This is a genomic window from Arthrobacter psychrolactophilus (assembly GCF_003219795.1).
In the GTDB taxonomy this organism is placed as follows: Bacteria; Actinomycetota; Actinomycetes; order Actinomycetales; family Micrococcaceae; genus Specibacter; species Specibacter psychrolactophilus.
Map to the genome: position 1 here is coordinate 303,890 of NZ_QJVC01000001.1, position 18,469 is coordinate 322,358.

Annotated in this window: 18 protein-coding genes; 10 read left to right on the top strand and 8 right to left on the bottom strand. The window is 63.4% G+C overall.

Annotation, left to right across the window (positions count from 1 at the left end):
• The first annotated feature begins 93 nt into the window (after positions 1 to 93).
• From CVS30_RS01405 to CVS30_RS01425, 5 genes are read left to right on the top strand one after another with little or no spacing between them, the layout of a single operon-like run.
• Positions 94 to 1,239 (top strand): ABC transporter substrate-binding protein, encoded by a 1,146-nt coding sequence (locus CVS30_RS01405; protein WP_110483528.1) that lies wholly within the window; start codon positions 94 to 96, stop codon positions 1,237 to 1,239.
• Positions 1,220 to 2,344, top strand: a complete 1,125-nt coding sequence (locus tag CVS30_RS01410; protein WP_110483529.1) for a FecCD family ABC transporter permease — start codon at positions 1,220 to 1,222, stop codon at positions 2,342 to 2,344. Before CVS30_RS01405 ends, CVS30_RS01410 begins: the two co-directional genes overlap by 20 nt.
• A complete protein-coding gene (locus tag CVS30_RS01415) occupies positions 2,334 to 3,188 on the top strand; it encodes an ABC transporter ATP-binding protein (RefSeq protein ID WP_110483530.1) in 855 nt (284 codons plus the stop codon). Before CVS30_RS01410 ends, CVS30_RS01415 begins: the two co-directional genes overlap by 11 nt.
• Positions 3,185 to 3,853, top strand: a complete 669-nt coding sequence (locus CVS30_RS01420; protein ID WP_110483531.1) for a hypothetical protein — start codon at positions 3,185 to 3,187, stop codon at positions 3,851 to 3,853. Before CVS30_RS01415 ends, CVS30_RS01420 begins: the two co-directional genes overlap by 4 nt.
• Positions 3,850 to 4,497 carry a hypothetical protein gene (locus tag CVS30_RS01425; RefSeq protein ID WP_110483532.1) on the top strand — a complete coding sequence of 216 codons (648 nt, stop codon included), beginning with the start codon at positions 3,850 to 3,852 and terminating at the stop codon, positions 4,495 to 4,497. Before CVS30_RS01420 ends, CVS30_RS01425 begins: the two co-directional genes overlap by 4 nt.
• Here the strand turns inward: CVS30_RS01425 and CVS30_RS01430 are convergent.
• Complete coding sequence (locus CVS30_RS01430; RefSeq protein WP_110483726.1) at positions 4,494 to 5,252, bottom strand: M50 family metallopeptidase; 759 nt, start codon at positions 5,250 to 5,252, stop codon at positions 4,494 to 4,496. The genes CVS30_RS01425 and CVS30_RS01430 overlap by 4 nt on opposite strands.
• A gap of 168 nt (positions 5,253 to 5,420) precedes the next feature.
• On the opposite strand from CVS30_RS01430, the gene CVS30_RS01435 reads away from it, so the two are divergent.
• The 3 genes from CVS30_RS01435 to CVS30_RS01445 are packed head-to-tail and all read left to right on the top strand — an operon-like array spanning position 5,421 to position 8,027.
• On the top strand, positions 5,421 to 7,088 hold the full coding sequence (locus CVS30_RS01435; RefSeq protein WP_110483533.1) for an ABC-F family ATP-binding cassette domain-containing protein: 1,668 nt from the start codon (positions 5,421 to 5,423) through the stop codon (positions 7,086 to 7,088).
• 10 nt (positions 7,089 to 7,098) lie between these two features.
• Complete coding sequence (locus tag CVS30_RS01440) at positions 7,099 to 7,395, top strand: hypothetical protein (RefSeq protein ID WP_146233284.1); 297 nt, start codon at positions 7,099 to 7,101, stop codon at positions 7,393 to 7,395.
• The gene (locus CVS30_RS01445) at positions 7,353 to 8,027 is read left to right on the top strand and encodes a GDSL-type esterase/lipase family protein (protein ID WP_220033844.1); all 675 of its coding nucleotides are present in this window, start codon (positions 7,353 to 7,355) and stop codon (positions 8,025 to 8,027) included. The genes CVS30_RS01440 and CVS30_RS01445 overlap by 43 nt, the downstream gene beginning before the upstream one ends.
• On the opposite strand, the gene CVS30_RS01450 is transcribed toward CVS30_RS01445, so the two are convergent.
• The gene (locus tag CVS30_RS01450; protein WP_110483536.1) at positions 7,998 to 8,870 is read right to left on the bottom strand and encodes a serine protein kinase RIO; all 873 of its coding nucleotides are present in this window, start codon (positions 8,868 to 8,870) and stop codon (positions 7,998 to 8,000) included. The genes CVS30_RS01445 and CVS30_RS01450 overlap by 30 nt on opposite strands.
• Positions 8,871 to 9,051: 181 nt before the next feature.
• Here CVS30_RS01450 and CVS30_RS01455 point away from each other — a divergent pair, with 181 nt between their 5' ends.
• Positions 9,052 to 9,612, top strand: coding sequence for a GNAT family N-acetyltransferase (locus CVS30_RS01455; protein WP_110483537.1), 561 nt, complete (start codon positions 9,052 to 9,054; stop codon positions 9,610 to 9,612).
• 12 nt (positions 9,613 to 9,624) lie between these two features.
• On the opposite strand, the gene CVS30_RS01460 is transcribed toward CVS30_RS01455, so the two are convergent.
• From CVS30_RS01460 to CVS30_RS01480, 5 genes are all read right to left on the bottom strand, one after another.
• Positions 9,625 to 11,808: a S9 family peptidase gene (locus tag CVS30_RS01460; protein WP_110483538.1), complete on the bottom strand. Its 2,184-nt coding sequence runs from the start codon at positions 11,806 to 11,808 to the stop codon at positions 9,625 to 9,627.
• A 60-nt stretch (positions 11,809 to 11,868) separates the two neighbouring features.
• Positions 11,869 to 13,851: an HNH endonuclease signature motif containing protein gene (locus tag CVS30_RS01465; RefSeq protein WP_110483539.1), complete on the bottom strand. Its 1,983-nt coding sequence runs from the start codon at positions 13,849 to 13,851 to the stop codon at positions 11,869 to 11,871.
• A gap of 152 nt (positions 13,852 to 14,003) precedes the next feature.
• A complete protein-coding gene (locus CVS30_RS01470; protein ID WP_110483540.1) occupies positions 14,004 to 14,837 on the bottom strand; it encodes an SDR family oxidoreductase in 834 nt (277 codons plus the stop codon).
• A gap of 25 nt (positions 14,838 to 14,862) precedes the next feature.
• On the bottom strand, positions 14,863 to 15,405 hold the full coding sequence (locus CVS30_RS01475; protein ID WP_110483541.1) for a hypothetical protein: 543 nt from the start codon (positions 15,403 to 15,405) through the stop codon (positions 14,863 to 14,865).
• Between the two features lie 35 nt (positions 15,406 to 15,440).
• Positions 15,441 to 16,229: an isocitrate lyase/PEP mutase family protein gene (locus tag CVS30_RS01480; protein WP_110483542.1), complete on the bottom strand. Its 789-nt coding sequence runs from the start codon at positions 16,227 to 16,229 to the stop codon at positions 15,441 to 15,443.
• An 84-nt stretch (positions 16,230 to 16,313) separates the two neighbouring features.
• Here CVS30_RS01480 and CVS30_RS01485 point away from each other — a divergent pair, with 84 nt between their 5' ends.
• The gene (locus tag CVS30_RS01485) at positions 16,314 to 17,513 is read left to right on the top strand and encodes an MFS transporter (protein ID WP_370800232.1); all 1,200 of its coding nucleotides are present in this window, start codon (positions 16,314 to 16,316) and stop codon (positions 17,511 to 17,513) included.
• Here the strand turns inward: CVS30_RS01485 and CVS30_RS01490 are convergent.
• Complete coding sequence (locus tag CVS30_RS01490) at positions 17,510 to 18,412, bottom strand: phosphatase PAP2 family protein (protein ID WP_110483544.1); 903 nt, start codon at positions 18,410 to 18,412, stop codon at positions 17,510 to 17,512. The two genes, CVS30_RS01485 and CVS30_RS01490, sit on opposite strands and share 4 nt — an antisense overlap.
• Positions 18,413 to 18,469 lie beyond the last annotated feature (57 nt).

Here is an 18,469-nt window from a genome sequence, read left to right on the forward strand (position 1 = left end):
TCGTAATAGGCAAGTATTTTGTGAGCTAATGGCAAAGCTGTGCTTAGATTTTCAGTTAGGTAAGGTTTGCCTATTCTGATCGGAGCTCCCGCTATGTTGTCCCCTCACGCCGTGACCACCCACGGACCGTCCCGCCGTGCACTCCTAGGAGGGGCCGGACTCGGACTTCTCGCGCTGACCCTCGGAGCCTGCTCGTCGCGGGAGACCGTGGCGACCACGGGTGAGAGCACCGGGGATAACTCGGGTGCCTTTACGGTGACGGATATGCGCGGCAAGGAGATTCACTTCTCCGGCCCGGTCCAGCGGATCGCCACCACGATCATGCCCTCGCCGCCCATGATTGCCGCCGTTGACGGTGGCTACTCTAGGATCGTGGGCATCAACGAGGCCACCATCCAGTCCAGCAAGAAGGGGCTCTTTGGCGAGATTTTCCCCGAGGCCACCACCACGACCACGATTGCCCCGGCGAGCTTCGCGCCCAATATCGAGACCGTCACCTCGCTCAACCCCGATGTGGTCTTCCAATGGGCCGATCAAGGCGACGGCCTCGTGGAACCGCTGGAAAACGCCGGGTTCACGACCTTCTGCCTGCTGTATGGGACCCAGGAATACCTGGAGAAGTGGGTCACCATGGTCTCCGCGATCCTGGGCAAGTCAGAACGTGGCGCCGAGATGATCGAGTGGATGCACGCGGATGAAGCTCGCATCAAGGGCGAGCTGGCCAGCGTTACAACACCCGTGCGAGTCGTGCACCTGAGCCGCTCCGGCGAAGGCTACTCCGCCACCAACGGCAAGTCCTATATGCATCATTGGATGACGCTTGCCGGTGGCAAGAACATGGCGGAGAACAATCTGAGCACCAATAACGTGGTCAGCGCCGAGCAGCTCATCGAGTGGGATCCGGAAGTCATCACCCTCGACAGCATCGACGGGCTCCTGCCGGAACATCTCTACACTGACTCCGCCCTGTCTTCCCTGACGGCGGTCAAGAACCGTCGCGTCTACAAGGCGCCCCTGGGTGCCTACCGCTGGGATGTCCCGGGTGCCGAATCGCCGCTCATGTGGCAGTGGACCACCGAGCTGTTCCACCCGAGCCTGACGAGCCACACGCTGCGGGCCAGCACCACCGAACGCATCAGGTACCTCTACAACTATGAGGTGTCCCAGAAGCAGCTCGACGCCGTCTTCCGTGTGGATGTCAACAGCGACAGCGCTGGCTATGACATCTTCAACGCCTGAGATGAGCGTTGTCGAACACGAGCCGACGGTTGCCCCAACCCCGTCGCTTCGGAAGAAGCTGCTGGTGCAGTCCCACCCGATCCTGCTGTGCGTGGTGGTCCTGCTCGTTGCCGCCGTCGCCTCCATGGCCGTGGGGCGTTACTGGGTCCCGCCGAACGAGATTCTGCGCATTGTCTTTCATCGAATCCTAGAACTGCTGCCCCTTGTCGATGAGGGCCTCATCCGGCAGACGTGGACCCCGCAGGAAGCCACCGTGGTTCTGGATGTGCGCCTGCCCCGCGTGCTGCTGGCCTTCATCGTGGGCGGCGCACTGTCCCTCGGCGGCGCCTGCCTGCAGGCACTCTTTCAAAATCCCTTGGTCAGCCCGGACATCGTCGGCGTCACGGCCGGGGCGTCCTTCGGCGGCGTCCTCGTCTTGGTTCTGGGTCTCTCCGGCGCCGCCATGGTGGGCGGAGCCTTTGGCTTTGGCCTGCTCGCGCTGACGGTGGTGCTCTTGCTGGGTCGGCTCGGCAACGGCGAAAAGACCCTCATGATCGTGCTGGGCGGGATCGTCGTGGCATCCTTCTTCAACGCCCTCGTCTCCTTCATGACCTACATCGCCGACCCCTACTCCGAACTGCCCTCGATTGTTCATTGGCTGCTCGGATCGCTGGCCTCTGCCGGTTACGACAAGGTGCTCATCGCGCTGATCCCGGTCGGCATTGGGGCTTTGATTGTGCTCGGGATGCGCTGGCGCCTGAACGTCTTGTCTTTAGGGGACGACGACGCAACCGCCTTGGGCGTGAACCCTCACCGCTCCCGGATGCTCCTGTTGGCAGCGGTGGCCCTCATGACGGCCGGCACGGTCGCCGTGGCAGGGGCTGTTGGCTGGGTTGGCTTGGTGGTCCCGCATCTGGCCCGGCTCTGGGTCGGCACGGATCACAGGGTTCTGCTGCCCATCTCGCTCCTGCTCGGTGGCAGCTATCTGATCTTGATCGACACGCTGTCCCGCTCCCTGAGCAGCAGCGAAATCCCCTTGGGAATTCTGACCGCCATGATCGGCGCACCGGTGTTTGTGGTGCTGCTGGCCCAAAAGAAGAAGAAGGCCTGGCTCAATGGAAACTAGCCTCATATCGCGGCCCGAAGCTCTCAGCACGGACGAGGTCCTCCTGGAGGTCAACTCCGCAAGCTTCCGCTACTCCGCTCGTGGCCCCTGGCTGTTCAAGGGACTCTCACTCACCGTCTCGGCCGGTGAAATTCTCTCCATCCTTGGGCCCAATGCACGGGGAAAAACCACCCTGCTGAAATGCCTCGCGGGACTTCTGAAACCCGTGGCAGGACAGGTCAGCGCGCACGCCGATATTGGCTACGTGCCGCAAGACCATGGCTCCGGTGCTGCCTTCCTCGTCAGGGACATGGTCCTCATGGGCCGCACCCGCATGTTGCGTCCCTTCCAGGTACCTCGCGCAGAAGACCGGGAGGCGGCCACCGCGGCCATGCTTCGAGTGGGGGTCGAGGACTGGGCGGACCGCGAATATAGCCAGCTCTCGGGAGGTCAACGCCAACTCGTGTTGATTGCCCGCGCCGTGGCCTCAGGCTCGCGAATCTTGATTCTGGACGAACCGGCGTCGGCCCTGGATTTACGTAACCAGGCCAAGATCCTCGCGGTGCTGGGGCAATTGGCCGAGGACGGATTCGCCGTGGTCATGACAACACACCACCCCGACCACGCCCTTCACATCTCCCGCAATGCGCTGCTTTTCGTGGGAAGCCACGACACCCGCTGGGGTCCCGTGGAGGAAATGCTCAGTGCTTCGGCCCTGAGCGAGGTGTACGGCCTGCCCATCTGTCTGCCCCGCGTCTTGACCGACTCGGGAAGCCGCCATGTCGCCGTGCCGGACTTTGGCCAGGGCTGCCGCGTCAACCGCATCACCCCGGTCACGATTGAAACTTCAAAGGAGAACTTATGAGCCTGTTCCGAATCGGCGGAATCCCCGGCATGATCGAGAGTCGTGACGGAAGCTGGCCGCAGGCCATCACCCACGTCGACAGCTATGCCCTCGATGATCCCGCCACCCGCGAACTCATCCTTGGCGCTCGCGGCCTCATCATCTCAGGCGGTGCCGATCATCTCTTGCTCGCCAAGTACCGGGACGAACTGAGCAACTTTGTGCGCAACGGGAGCCGCGTGCTCATCAGCGGCCATGTCAGTATCCCCTTTATCGAAGGGCTGGCACGGTGGTCCAAGCTGGAGTTCCGGAACCCGTCCGACGTCCGCCCGCAGCCGCTCGCGAGCCACCCGATCTGGCATGGCGTTGACTATCAAGAGTTGGAATACCGCACCGGCGTGCCCGGGGCGCACAGCTATCAAGAGCTGGAACGCATCGGCGTGGCCGGATTCTACGGCCGCGGCTACCACGTGAATCTTCCGGAAGGTGCCAGCGTCATCACGGGCATCGGAGCCCTGGCCCTGCCCCTGGACTACGCCTACCGTCTCGGCGCGGGAGAGGTCGTGGTGCATGGTGGACTGGATCTGGAAGGCGTGTGCGACGAGCACTACTCCAGCAAAAATTTGGGCCCCAATCTGGTGTCCTGGTTGAGTGCGGCAACACTTCTCGAAGGAGCACTGGCATGAAGCCCCCACGCATTGGACTGCTGCACTGCGGCACCTTCCCGGCCCTGCGAACTCTCGAGGACCCTGCCCTGACGCCGTACCGGGTAGAGGGTATCTACTTGCCGGATGCGGATCCGCTGGAACTTGCGGGATTCGACGTCGTACTGGTGGGCGACAGGCTGCATCCGGGGCAGCGCGCACGCTTTGAGCCGGCACTCCGGGCGGCCCTGGCGGATGCCGGCAAGACGGTGATTGTGTTGGGGGAGAACACCGTGGAGCAGTGGCTGCCGAATCTGGCCTACACCTTCCGGCCCACCGTGTACTGGGCCTGGCGGACGGGAACTGACAACGGGACCCGGCTGCGGTTGCCGGACGATCCGTTGTGGGATTACTTCACGCAACGGGCCACGGACTGGCATCATCACGGGCTCTTGCATCCGCCCGAGGGTGCGCGGTCGCTCGTGACGATGGAGGAGGACGGGGCGGAAATCGGCACCATCATGTTCATCGACGAGGTCAACCAGGCCGCGCGGCTGCTCGTGACGACCATGGATCCGGTCTACCACCACGGTTCCGGATTCATGCCCGGGGCAACCCAGTTGCTGTACTCGCTGCTGCGCTGGGCCACGGTGGCTCATGTGGCGGACGCCCGCGTCAACGCCTAGAAACCGAGGATGCCCCACACAAGGTAGCCGGAGTAGGCGGCCGATCCGGCGATGATGATGGCGAATCCGCTCAGCCACAACCACGACGGCGCCCCGGTGGAGCGGAAGAGAATATAGGCGTCGGAGCTGGCCACCTGGTTGCGGCGGCGGGTATGGACCGCCGCAACCTTGAAAAAGTCGCGAATCGAGCCGATGCCCAGGGCGATCCCCAGCGCCAGAATGACGTAACTGACGGTTTGCGGGCTGGCGAACACCACGAGGCATTGGGCGATTGCGGCGCTCACGAGAGCCACCACAATCGCAGTGATATTGCGCAAGAAGATCAGCGAGACAAGCAGAATGAGGGCGCCCGCGGATGCCGCTGCGCCCGCCCAACCGGCCGATACCGACCAGACGAGTGCCAGCCCCACGACGGCAGGCGCCGGATAGCCCCAGAAACCCGACCAGGTGGCGCTGAAGCCACGGCGGCCACTGCTGACCAATTGCCCGGAATGATCCAGGCCGATCTTCAAGCCGTGGATAAATCGTCCCGTCATGAGCGCGGCAAAAGCGTGGCCCAGCTCGTGCACAAAGGTCACATAGAGGCCGAACCAGCGCCACGAGATCCGGGGGATACTCAGCACGACGGCCAGCGCCACAATGGACAGCAAAAACCACGCGGAGACGTCAGGGACCTCCGCCCGGGTGAAGCCATTGAGGACGGCAGCCCACCAATTCGTGGCGGCATGTCCTAGCTCTCCGGCAGCATTACTCATACCTTGCAGCGTAAACGATGAAACTGTGGGGCCCTTGACAAGCCCGCCCTGCGCCATGCGAGACTAAGAAAGTTCGCATCCCCTCCGTGAGGAAATCCAATGAAGATTTGGTTCGCTTTCGCCTAATCGCGCCGGTAGCTCCCGGCGCCTTCACGTCCGAGGAGAACCATGCAGAACACCCACCCCATTTCGCTGTCCCAACTGACCTTTTCATGGCAGGACGGCACCGAAGTCTTTACCGAGCTGAGCACGATTTTCGCCGCCGGCCGCACGGGCCTCGTGGGCCCCAACGGCACCGGGAAAACCGCGTTGCTCCGTCTGATCGCAACAGAGCTGACGCCCTCGAGCGGAACTGTTGTGACGACGTCGTCCATTGCTTATCTGCCCCAAAAACTTACGCTGCACACGCAGCAGAGCGTCACGGATCTGCTGGGCCTGAGCGCCAAACGCCGGGCCCTCGCCGACGTTCTTGCTGGCCGGGAGGAGCGCATGAGCGAGAATCTGGAGCTCATCGGCGACGATTGGGACCTCGAGGAGCGTGCCGTGGCGCTCTTGGCCGGATACGGGCTGCCCGCCATGGGGACCGAGTTCCTCGACCGCACCGTCGGCACGCTCTCCGGTGGTGAGGCCATGATCGCCGCGCTGGCCGGGCTGGAGCTGGGCGCGCGCCCCATCACGCTGCTCGATGAACCCACCAACAATCTGGATCGCACCGCGCGGGAGCGGCTGTATCAAGCGGTCGAGCGGTGGCGCGGCACACTCGTCGTGGCGACGCATGATCGGGCGCTGCTGGAACGCGTGGATGCGATCGCCGAGTTGCGTCCCGTCCGCAACCGGGCGTGGACCGGTGAACGCGTGCAGCTGCTGCGCCACGGCGGCAATTGGGACAGCTATACAGAGGCGCTCGAGTCGGAGCGGGAGAGTGCGCAGCGGATGGTGCGTGACGCCGGGGCGCGCCTGGCCACCGAGAAACGCCAGCGCATCGAAGCGGAAACCAAGATCGCCCGGAGGGCCAAGCAAGGCCGCAAGGCCGCCTCGGGCATGCCCGCGATTCTGGCCAATGAACGCCGAAAACACGCCGAGCAATCGGCCGGTAAGGCGCGCGGAACTATGGGGGAGCGCGAATCCGAGGCGGCCCTGGCACTGGCGGACGCCAAGGACGCGCTGCCCTCGGAGACCCGGATTCGCATCGCACTGCCGGATACGGGGGTGCCGTCCGGGCGGACCGTGCTCGATGCGCCCGCCTCCCTCGTGAGTCTCGGTCAGCTGTACGACGGCGGGACGCACCTTGAGCACGATGCTCGCCTCTCGCTGCGCGGGCCCGAGCGCGTGACGCTGAGCGGTCCGAATGGGGTGGGCAAGACGACGTTACTCAACGCCTTGGCGGTCAACGCCTCGGTTCCCGTGGGGTATCTGCGGCAGCGAATTGCCGCCGGAGTGGACGATTGGGAGGGGCTCGAGGACACCCTGTCGGTACTGGAGAATGTCCGTGCCGCGGCGCCACACGCGGTGTTATCTGATGTTCGGGAACAACTGGCGCGTTTTCACTTCCGAGGGGAGTTGGTCAATCAGCCGGTGGGGGAGCTCTCCGGTGGCGAGCGGTTCCGGGTGGCCCTGGCCAGAATCTTGTTGGCGCAGCCAGCGCCGCAGCTGCTGATCCTGGATGAGCCAACGAATAACCTGGATTTGGCTTCCGTGGAGCAGCTGCTCTCGGCTCTCGGGGATTATCAGGGTGCCTTGATTGTTTCAAGCCATGACGAGGCATTCCTGGAGCTTTTGGCACCCGAGCGGGAGTGGCAATTGCGCCGTGGCGCCGCGGCGGCGACGAACAGCTAGGGTGGAGCGTGTGATCGAGCCTACAAGTACTACCCGTCGTTTTGAACTGACCCTCCACAAGCCGTGGTTTGGCTGGTTCCCCAAACCCACCGTCGTGGTGGATGGCGTGGCTCAGCCCTCGCAGTGGGGGACCCGGAATTGGAAGGTCCCGGGCACCGAGCCGGTCACCGTCAGCATTTTCCTCTTCAACCGACTCTGGAAGTTTGGCGAGGCGGACTTCACGGTGGCCGCGGGCGGCTCCGGTTCGTGGCGTTACTCCGCGCCGTGGCTGCCATTCCTGCCAGGAAAGCTGCGGCCCGCCGCGTGAGCCGGAATGAAGCAGCGGTAGAACACCAGATCTGCTTTGTGGGCGATTCCCTCGTCGCCGGCATCGGGGATGAAACTGCCTTGGGTTGGAGCGGTCGGCTGGTAGCCCGGCAGGCCGCCGTCGGCCATCCTGTGACGGGCTATAACCTAGGCATCCGCGGCAATACCTCGGCACAGATTCTCGCCAGATGCGTCAATGAGGTCGAGCTGCGGCGATCGCCCCGGCGGCCCACCCGGGTGGTGCTGTCGATGGGTGTCAACGACACCACGCACGTTGACGGCGCGCCACGGGTTCCCCTGGCGGAATCCTGCGCGAATCTGACGGCCGTGCTGGATGCGGTGGCCGGCGATCCCGTGCTTGTCGTGGGACCACCGGCCGTTGCCGACGATGCGCAAAACGATCGGATCAGGGAGCTCACCGGCCGCTATCTTGAGCTGTGCCGCGGCAGGGGAGTTCCGTATGTGGAGGTTTTCCACGTGCTGGAGTGCCACCCCGTGTGGCGCCAGCAAGTCTTAGAAGGCGACGGCGCGCATCCCCGATCCGAGGGTTACCAGGCCCTGTACGAGCTGGTGGCTCCTACCTGGGATCGGTGGCTGGGAGCCTCACCACGCGGCGGCGAGGAGCTCCCCTAGGAGATCTCCGTCGTCGACCTCCAAGCCGCGCGAGGTGAACCAGGCGCACATGTTCTTGCAGTCCCGGGCCAGCAGTTCCGCGCCCTGCAGATTGCCCGCCAGGTCCACGAGCTGGGGCAGATCGATAATGACGAGTCGCTCGCCCGCGGCCAGCACGTTATACGGGGAGAGGTCGCCGTGCGCGAACCCCATCCGGGCAAAGGCGTGCATGGCCGCGACCAGCTGCTCCCAATAACTGTGGAGCAGTTCGGACCCCGGGTGGGTGGCCTGCAAACGCGGAGCCGCAACGCCGGGATGTTCTGGGTCCTCGATGAACTCCATCATGATCTCGGTGCCGCAGATCTGCACGGGATACGGCACGGGGATCCCGTGCTCATAGGCCATCCGCAGGTACGTCCACTCGGCGTCGGCCCAGCGGGCGGCCTCCACTTCGCGGCCGTAGCTGCTGCCGTTTTTGATGGCCCGGGCATCACGGGAGCGCCGAACACTGCGGCCCTCTGTGTAGGCGCTGGAGCGGTGGAAGAGGCGTTGTTCGGCGGAACGATAGCGCTTAGCGGCTAACACGGCGCTGCGGGATTCGGTGGCTCGTTCAACGAGGAAGACGTCAGCTTCCTTGCCGGTTTTCAGCACACCAAGATCGGTGTCGATGGCACCGGCGTCCTCAATGACGAACGCGGGGTAGGGGCTGGGTCCGCGCATGAGCTTTTCCAGTTCGGGCCAGGTGGACCAGCGCTGGTTATCGGCGAGGGAATCGTCAAGGACGTTCCAGTCGAGCGAATCGCGTGCGTCGCGGGAATCGCGGGAGAATTTTACGTAGTGCTGTTGCTCAGCAGAATACTTCATGGGTGAATCGACTCCTGGGGAGGGTGAAACGAATGTTTTGGGCACGAAGAGCTACGAAAACAGTCATTGGGTCCTCCTTAGGGTCGATTCGGCTAATGCCTATTCATCTGATCACGGCGATGCGGGCAGTGTCAACGGTTGTGGCGATGACGTGGTTGGATGTCTGCGGTAGTGTCCTAGCATGATTGACATTCCGTACCCGCTCACAACGCAACGATTGATCCTGCGGCGCTTTCACACCGACGATCTTGACGCGTACTTCGCCTATCAAAGCCTGCCCGAAACCGCACGGTATCTCTACGGCGAGGCGCGCTCGTACGCCCAATGCATGGCACGGATCGCGCAGTATGTCGAGGGCACCTTCACCGGCCCCGGAGACTGGGCCACCTTTGCCATTTCCGCGCAGGACTCTCCGGAGCTGATCGGAGAGATCGCGTTGAAATGGAACTCCGGCGGTAAACCTGAAGGCCAGGGCGCGCCGGAACGGGTGGGGGAGATCGGCTGGACGCTGGCACCTGCCGCACAAGGCTTGGGGTATGCCACCGAGGCAGCGCAGGCTGTGCTTGACCTAGCCCTGAAACAGCTGGACTTTTACCGCATCGAGGCTCGGCTGGACGCCCGCAACCACGCATCCGCAGCCATTTGTGAACGGCTGGGGATGCGCAGTGAGGGCGTCCTGCTCAACAATATGTACCTCAAGGGTGAGTGGACCTCTGAGACGGTGTACGCCGTCGTGCGTTAATTGAGCGGCCCGCTAGCGCAGCTCGGTGGCGCCGATGGCATCGGCCAGGAATGCGTAATCCCAGGCGCGCGTCTTCCAGCCTTCGTAACGGCCGGAGGCGCCGCCGTGGCCGCCATCCATCTCGATCTTCATGACGATCGGCTCCGATCCGGTGGAGACGGCGCGCAGTTCCTGAACCCACTTTGCTGGCTCCACATACAGCACGCGGGTGTCGTTGAAGCTCGTGACGGCCGCGATCTTGGGGTACGCCACGGCGCGCACGTTCTCGTACGGTGTGTACTCCTTCATGTACTTGTACACGGCAGGATCCGTGATGGGGTTACCCCACTCTTCCCATTCCAGGGCCGAGAGCGGCAGTTCCGGGTCCAAGATGGTGGTCAGGGCATCCACAAACGGCACCTGCGCCACGATGGCGGCGTATTTTTCCGGGGCCAGGTTCGCCACGGCGCCCATGAGGAGCCCGCCTGCAGAGCCACCCATGGCGGCGATCTTGGCAGGATCAACCCAGCCCGACTGCGCCAGCCAATCCGTGGCCGCGACAAAGTCGGTGAAAGTGTTCTTCTTGTTCAGTTTCTTGCCGTCCTCGTACCAGTGACGGCCCATTTCGCCGCCGCCGCGCACGTGCGCAATGACAAACACCACCCCGCGGTCCAGCAACGACAAGCGCGGCACCCCAAACCCGGGATCCATGCTGACCTCGTAGGAACCGTAACCGTAGATGACGCCGGCATTTGTGCCGTCCTGGGCCAGATCCGCGCGGCGCAAGACCGACAAGGGAACCAGCGTGCCATCGGCCGCCGTAGCCCATTCGCGGGTGGCTCGGTAATCCTCGGGACGGTAGCCGCCCAATACGGGGGTTTCCTTGCGCAGCAGAAGTTCGCCCTGATCGGCGGCGCCAGCCACCGGCAGAACATAGTCATACACGCGCGGCGGCGTGAAATCTGAGGTGTAGACGAGACGGATCACGGGGGACTCAAACTCGCTCCCGCCCATGGACGCCGTGTACAGCTCTTCATCAAAGACAGGTTCGACGGCGGACGCCTGCTCCGCAGTTCCCAAACCTTCCAGCGCGGTCACCTGAATGCGCTCAATCGTGTCCTGACGCAGCGAAACCACCATATGGGTGGCCGTGACGCTGGCGCCGTTGATGCGGACCGAGGGGTCGTGGGCCACGACGGTATCCCAGTGCTGCTCGGCGAGAGGCTTCGCGAACTCCGCCGCATCAACCAGGGAGATCATGGAGTTCACGGCGTCCCGGTCGTGAGTCAGGAGGATCTTTTCGACCCCAGCGCTCAGGAAAGGCTCGGCGTCGTACAAGATCTCGGCACTACGGGAGATGAGGGTCTGCAAGCCCTTCTCCGGTGCGGCGAAGTCTAGAAGGCGGGTTTCGCTGAACTCGGAGCAGCCAATGCTGATCATGAGGAAGCGACGGTCTGCGGAGAGGTCGAAGCCGGTCCACATGGCAACGTCGTCCTCCTGGTAGAGGACCTCATCGCTGTCCACGGGGGTGCCAAGAACGTGAGTCTTGACCTGGTAGGGGCGCCAGGAATCGTCGGCCACCATGTAGAACAAGGTGGTGCCATCGGGGGAGAACGTCAGGCCGTAAAAGACGTTCTCGATCGTGTCGGGCAGCAGCTCGCCGGTGCGCAGATCCTTGATGCGGACCGTGAAAAGCTCGTCGCCTGCGTTATCGACGGCGTAGGCATACAGGTTGCCATCGCGTGTGACGGCCGCGCCGCCGAGGGAGAAGAACGGCTGGCCTTCGGCCTCGACGTTGCCATCGAGGATGATTTGTTCGCCCGGAACGTCGACGCCCGGCTCCACGAGCGGGGGAGTCCAATCGGCCAGGGTGCCTTCGCTGCTGGCAGCCACGCGGCACTGGATACCATACGCCTGTCCCTCAACCATGCGGGAGTAGTACCACCAGCCATCCTTGCGGCTGGGAACAGAAAGATCTGTTTCCTGGGTACGATTCTTGATCTCGTTGAAAATATCCTGACGCAGCTGCTCCTGGCCGGCCGTCATGGCATCCGTATACGCCTGCTCGGCATTGAGATGAGCCACGACCTCGGGGCTTTCCTTCTCACGCAGCCACTCGTAGTTGTCCACAAAAGTGTCTCCATGATGGGTGCGCTCGGTCGGGACCTTTTTAGCGATGGGGGGAGTGGGAGCTGCTGCAGCATCAGAGATCGTCATGGGATCCACTGTATAGATCACCGCCTGCCATGGCTTCGGTGTATGCCAACAGCGGAGCGCTCAGCTGCCGCGGTGGTAGGTGTTGCGACGTTCCCTGCGGTTGATGTCCTCACTATAAGGAGGAGTGAACCAGGCGATGTTGCCAATGAGCCGAACCGTCCAGCCCCTGTCGTGGAGGTAATGGTGGTGGCGGCTGCAACACAGGACCCCGTTATCGACGCTGGTGTCGCCGCCTTCCTGCCACGGGATGATGTGGTGGGCTTCCGTCCATTGCGGCGGTGCCATGCAGTCGGGGAAGGCGCATCCCAGATCCCTCGCCACGAGGATCTTGCGTTGGGCGAAGGTGAACAAGCGCTGGGTCCGGCCAATGTCGAGAATGCCGCCATTGCTGTCGACGAGGAGCTCGGTGGCGTCGGCGCCGCACAGATCTTGTTCGAAGAGCGACAGGGGGACGCGTCCGCTATAGGGTGCGAAGATGGCCCCGCTGCTTTCCTTCCTGTCGAGGTCTTCCTGCGTGAGGGAGAGATACAGCTGAGGTTTCAGGCCGCCGTTGAGGGGTAGCTTGTCGGTGCTCGCCGCCAATTTGAGGCAGTCGATCATGCCATCGAGGAGCTTCTGGGCGTCGCTGCGCCGATCTCTGGTGGCGGGGTCTGTGCTGTCGGGATCCGTGGAACTGAGCCCGAGCAGCCGCTCACCTGAGCCAGGTTCCGGCACCCAGATCCCGTTGACGAGGCGCGGCCAGGGATCGGCGGGCTCGGTGCTTGATGGCGCCGGGCTGCCCCACCAAAATGGTGCTGGCGCAGGATCCGGGGAGGGCGCATCCACATCCTCAGCCGTTTCCGTGTGCGGCGCTGGGGTGTCCCCTGCTCGAGGGATCCAACCGGTGTTCATGCCTGACAGATCGGGGAACCAGAACCAACGTTCACCCTCGTAAACGGGTGGGATGGCCCACTCTGGTGCATCCGGTGGCTTAGCGGGGATGTCTTCGGGCTTCAGTGGTTGTCGCCACCCTTGTGTGGGGAACGGGGTTCCACGTGTTGGCCGTGGCGGTGGTTCAAAGCAGTCCGCTCCGGTGTCGCCCGTGTCTGCCGTCCAGAGTGGCTGTCCGGAGTTTTGTCCGAGGCTTTGCTCGGGAACGGCTGTCTCCGAGTCCCCCGCGCTTTCGCCCGCAGTGCCGCCCTCAAAATCACTATCGCCAAGGAGCTGTTGCAGAAGGTCGCCCTGCTGATCGGCGGGGTCTTTGCGCTTGAGATTGCTGGCCCACCCGATGTACGCCATGGTGTGTTCGTACTGTGGGATGGTGAGATAGCCATCCATGCGCACCCAGCCCTTGTAGGCCTTGTGGAAGAACAAGCCTTGTTTTGCCAGACGCTGGGATTCGGACGGTTTTTCCCCGTCAGGGTTCAGCAACGCCATGGCGCGAATGCCAAGATGTCGCAGAAAATACGGTGGCTCATCCTCGGCATGCTGGGTCAGCGTTTCTTCCAGCGATCGAGGCTGATCATCCGGAATCTTTCCCGCACGGGCCAAGGCCGCGGCTTGATCGACGAAGCCGGAGATGATGAGCGATTGCTCCATCGAGACCTTCCCCGAGAACAACGCCGAACCTAGAACTTCTTGGCGTTCGGTGGCCACGAAAGGCAGGAAGGCATCGGACTGGGGGAGGACTCGTTCGGCCAAGTGAATGCGTCGGGTGGCCTCGGAACGGCTGAGTTTGAGGGATGAGCTCAAGTATTCGGCCGCGGTGCGTGCCCCGACATCCTGAAAACGGCCCACGGCAACGCGCTGGGATAGCTCGCCGGCCGCCTGCACCATCAGACCTTGGAGGTAGCGGTTGAGATGTTCGAGATTTTGAGCCCAAGCGGCGGCATCGTGATCCGTGAGTGAACCGAGCTGGACCCCGAGTGGAGTCTCGAGCTGAGAGTCGGCTGCCGTTCGAACAAGCGAGCCAGCAAGGGCCAACAGCTGGTGGATATGTTCACCAGCCGCCTTGCCATCTCGAGGGGAGCCGCCTTGCCCCGGCCTCATTGCCGTTGTTTCCATGTATCCAACATTACCGACAGGGTCTGACAAAGTACGACGAAAAAATTAGAATGTGAATAACTCTCGAAACTATTCGAACTGTGGAGGAATCGCCCCTAAGAATCCCTCAGAAACCCTCAAGAATCCCTGATAATCCGCCACAGTTCAGGCAGTTACTTGCGCCCCGTGAAATGCTCCATCGACTTGTAAACACCAAAAACGCGCCCCGCCACAACGTCCCAGGCGGCGATCGGCAGGATCCCGCGTAGGGCCGTGCTCAGCTTCACCGTCCACGGCATCATGAGCATGGGCGCACCCTCCTTCATGGCCTGCCAGACGCGTTCGGTGACTGCCTCAGGCTCCATGAGTGGTGTCATGAGGGGCCCGCGAGCACCCTCAAACATGCCCGTCTTGATGTACGACGGGCAAAACGTCGTGACCTTGACATGTTGGTGACCGGCCTGCGCCAACTCCAGCCGCAGCGAGTCACTCCAGCCAATAACCGCCCATTTCGAGGACGAGTACACACTCATCCGGGGATTGGCGAGCAGCCCGGCCGCCGAGGCGACATTCACAATCCGTGAGGTTCGTCCGCCGTCGATCATTCCCGGCAAAAATTCTCGCGTGATGTGCATGAGCGCGAGGGTGTTGATGGCCATTGTCGCGGCAATGTCGCTGCGCTGATCGTGTTCCCAGAAGTATTTGCCGCGCACAATTCCGGCGTTATTGATCAAAATATCCGGGTTCCCCACCTCGCTGCGCACTTTCTCCGCGGTGGCTTCGATGTCCTCCAGCTTGCTGACATCCACCACATAGCCGTGGATCGCCGAGCCCTGGCCACTGAGCTCGGCCACCGCGGCATCCAGCAACTCGGCATTGATATCCCACAGCACCACATGCGCGGTACGGTCTTTCACGGCCAGGTGGGCGTACATTTTGCCCATGCCCATGGCGGCGCCCGTGATCATGACGGTGGCATTGTGCAGGGATTCAATGGTGCTGGGCATGGCACGTCCTTAGGGCAGAGGGGACTTACTGGGTTGAAGCCCGACGCCGGACACTCACGACCCAGCCAATCGTCGCCACCCCGAGGGCTAGGAGGACAAACGCCTCACCGGGGAAGTCAAAGACCCGCAAGGCAATGGCCGCGACCAGGTAGGGCAGTGCTGCACACTTTAGCGGGGTGTGCTTCAGGCGGCTACCCCAGGCAAAGAGCATGAGGGCAAAGAACAAGCTCAGCTCAAAGCGAGCCGACCACTCGACAAAGAAAAACATCGCCCCGACAATCACCAAAACGCCTGCCGCCGAGATGCTTTGCCGGCGAGCCTCGGTGCCCTTCGTGAAGGACAGCGGCAGCCACAGGAGTGCGGCGCAGATCGCCGGGAGCAGCGGCGTCAGGAAGAATACGGGAGCACTGATCGTCGCGGGGTCGCCCGCGCCAAGGAACAACATGAGTGCCGAGAGGAGGGCGCCGAGGCCTGCCGTCAGGAAGACCAGCCCATTCACGGCCGGGGCTTCCTCGACGGCAATAGCGGTTTCGGCGGCTTCAGCCCGGAGTGAGTGGTGATTCTTCATTCCCCCATCCTCCCAGCTTAAAGCGGCGCCGAATTTCAGTTCAAGGTGCGGGTGCCCTCCGGCAGTGAGCCGTTATTGAGCAGTGCGGTGGCGGCGTCGGCCAACGCCGTCAGGGCCACGCGCTGGGTCCACGGACCATAGGAGATGCGGGCCACCCCCAGCTCCTGAAGTCTGGCGGGGGAGAGTGATCCTGGGACATTGATGACGCTGACCTTGCCGTGCCCGATGCCGGCCACGAGCGCCTGCACGGTGGATTCGTCGAGTTTGCCGGGCACGAAGATGCAGGAGGCACCGACCTCCAGGTAGGCGCGGCCGCGTTCGATGGCGGCCTCGAGGACCTCGCGCGGGTCGTGGTCGGCACCCAGAACGAATGCATCAGTACGGGCATTGAGGACAAAATCGATGCCCTCCGCAGTTCCTGCGTCCGCGGCAGCCTTCATCTGCGCAACGGCCTGTGCCAGTGGGCGCATCTGGTCCTCGATATTGGCCCCCACGATGCCAACGCCAATGGCTCGACGGACGGTCTCGCCCGGGTTTCCGTAGCCGCGGTCCAGATCAGCGGTGACAGGGAGATCAGTTGCTGCCGCGATACGGCCCACGGCGTCCAGCATGGTGGCCAGCGGGATGTGCTCGCCGTCTGCGTAGCCAAAAGATGCGGCAATGGAGTGTCCGGCCGTGGCCAGGGCTTGGGTTCCGGGGAGATCGGAGATGACCTTGGCCGTGATGGCATCCCAGACATTGACCAACTGCAGAATGTCCGGGGCTTGATGGAGGCGGAGTAGCTCGGTGGCCTTGGACGCGGTGTTTTCCGGTGTGGGGTTCATGGTTTCAGCGTAGCCCCGGCCCGGCCACAAGTCACCGGTCAACTAAGCGGCAAGGCAATGGCGGACAGGACTAGTGTTGGGACAGTGAGTAAAACAGCTGAACCCGGAGACTTCAATCTGTGGTCCATCGCCGTTCCGGCATTTGGCCCATCCCTGTTGTTTGGCATTGGTGAGGGCGCCATCTTGCCGGTCATCCCGCTCAGCGCCCGAGACATGGGCTCATCCCTGGCCGGAGCCGCACTCGTCGTGGCCTTGATCGGCATTGGCTCCTTGATCAGCAACATCCCCGCATCTATCGTGACGGCCAAATTTGGTGAGCGTATTGGCATGCTGGGCGCCTCCGCGCTGAGCCTGATCGCCATGTTGATCTGCGTTTTTTCTCAGGAGCTCTGGACATTCGGGGTTGGTGTCTTCCTTATCGGTGTCGCCTCGGCCGTGTTCCATCTGGCCCGCCAAAGCTACCTGACCGAGGCGGTCCCGCCGTTCATGCGAGCCCGCGCCATGTCAACGCTGGGCGGGGTGGGACGCATCGGGCTCTTTGCCGGGCCGTTCATCGGCGCCCTGCTCATCCACCTCGTGGGGCTCACTGGTGCGTACTGGGTTGCCGCGCTCGCCGTCGCGGCCGCGGGTGCCGTGGCCTGGGGTCTGCCCGATCTGGTCAACGCCGATGGCCCCGCGCCGCAAGGGCCCAAGATCACCGTTGCGTCCTTGCTGGCCGGTCACCGGAAGGTGTTCCTGACGGTGGGCATTGGGGTGCTGCTGGTCAGCTCCGTACGATCCTCGCGCCAGGTGGTCGTGCCGCTGTGGGCCGACAACCTCGGCCTCAACCCGGCCGTGACATCCCTGATCTATGGGCTCTCCGGCGCCATCGACATGCTGGTGTTTTACCCGGCAGGCAAGGTCATGGATAAGAAGGGGCGTAGCGCCGTAGCCATCCCCTCGATGGTGCTCATGGGGATCTCGCTCCTGCTGATGCCACTTACCACAGGGGCCGTCTCGCTCCTGCTCGTCGCCCTGCTGATCGGCTTCGGCAATGGCATTGGTTCCGGGCTCATCATGACCCTGGGCGCCGATTATTCGCCGCGCCACGGCAGGGCGCAGTTCCTGGGGATCTGGCGGTTCCTTGCAGACACGGGCGGCTCCAGCGGGCCCGCGATCCTAGCGGGGCTCACGGCCGCCGTGACCCTGCCGTTTGGCATCGCCGCGACGGGACTATTAGGGCTGGGAGCCGCGGCTGTTTTGGGGTATTCCCTTCCCCGCAACACAGTGAGCGGGCGAGACTAACGCCCGTTCCGCCGTCGTACTGGCAAGGTCAGCAGCAGCGTACTGGCAAAGGTCAGGCCGTAGCCAACCATGACAATCTGGCCCACACCCACGAGGAAGAAGCTCGTGGTGCTACCGCTTTCCGTGCCCATGACCGAGCGGTAAATGAGGGCGGCCGCGACTCCCGCGAGGACCGTCAGGAGCCCCGTCAGTACGGTCCAGCCGCGGGCCGAGGCCCAGTGTTCGGCCGAGCCGAGCCACACATTCCAGGCGGGGCCGCTGCGCATGACCAGAAGCGCGGCCAGGGCCGTCCAGAACGCGACGACGAAGAACGCCGCCACGACGTCGGCCGGGCGATGCCACTGGTTGATAAGGGTCGAGATGCCGGCCATGATGGCGTAGCTGCCGCCCACAAAAGCCGCGGCGGGGCGCCAGCGCGGGGAGACCACCAGGAACACGGCCGCCGCGGCGCTGGCGGCGAGCGTGCTGTGCCCGGACGGCAGCGAATTTAACGTCAGAGTGTTGACGCCGAGGTCGGGACGGTCGGGCAGGAACGCCTTGATGAGCTGCGTGGACAGGTTCGCGCCCGCCATGGCCACGATCGCGATCCCCGCAGCCTTCCACCGCCGCCGCGCCAGGGTCACGAACAACACCACGAGCGTTGCGATCACGACCGAGGTGAGCGGCAAGAGATCGAGCATCTGTGCGGTTTGCGCGCCGATGCGTTCCCGGGCCACCGCGGCCTCCACGAGGGCGGATTCGTCGATGAATTGTCCCGTGGTGGTTTTGACAAAGAAACGGTAGCTCAGGATTAACCCGGCCAAACTGATGAGCGCGGCGGTCAGGAACGGCCAAGCGGCGACGCGCGCGCCAGTGCGGCCCGGCAGGCCTGGACGGGGGGATGCGGCGTGGGTATTCATCGCTTCTAGGTTCCCACAGTTTCATGGGAGCTTGCTGACGTTGGGGATACAGTGAAG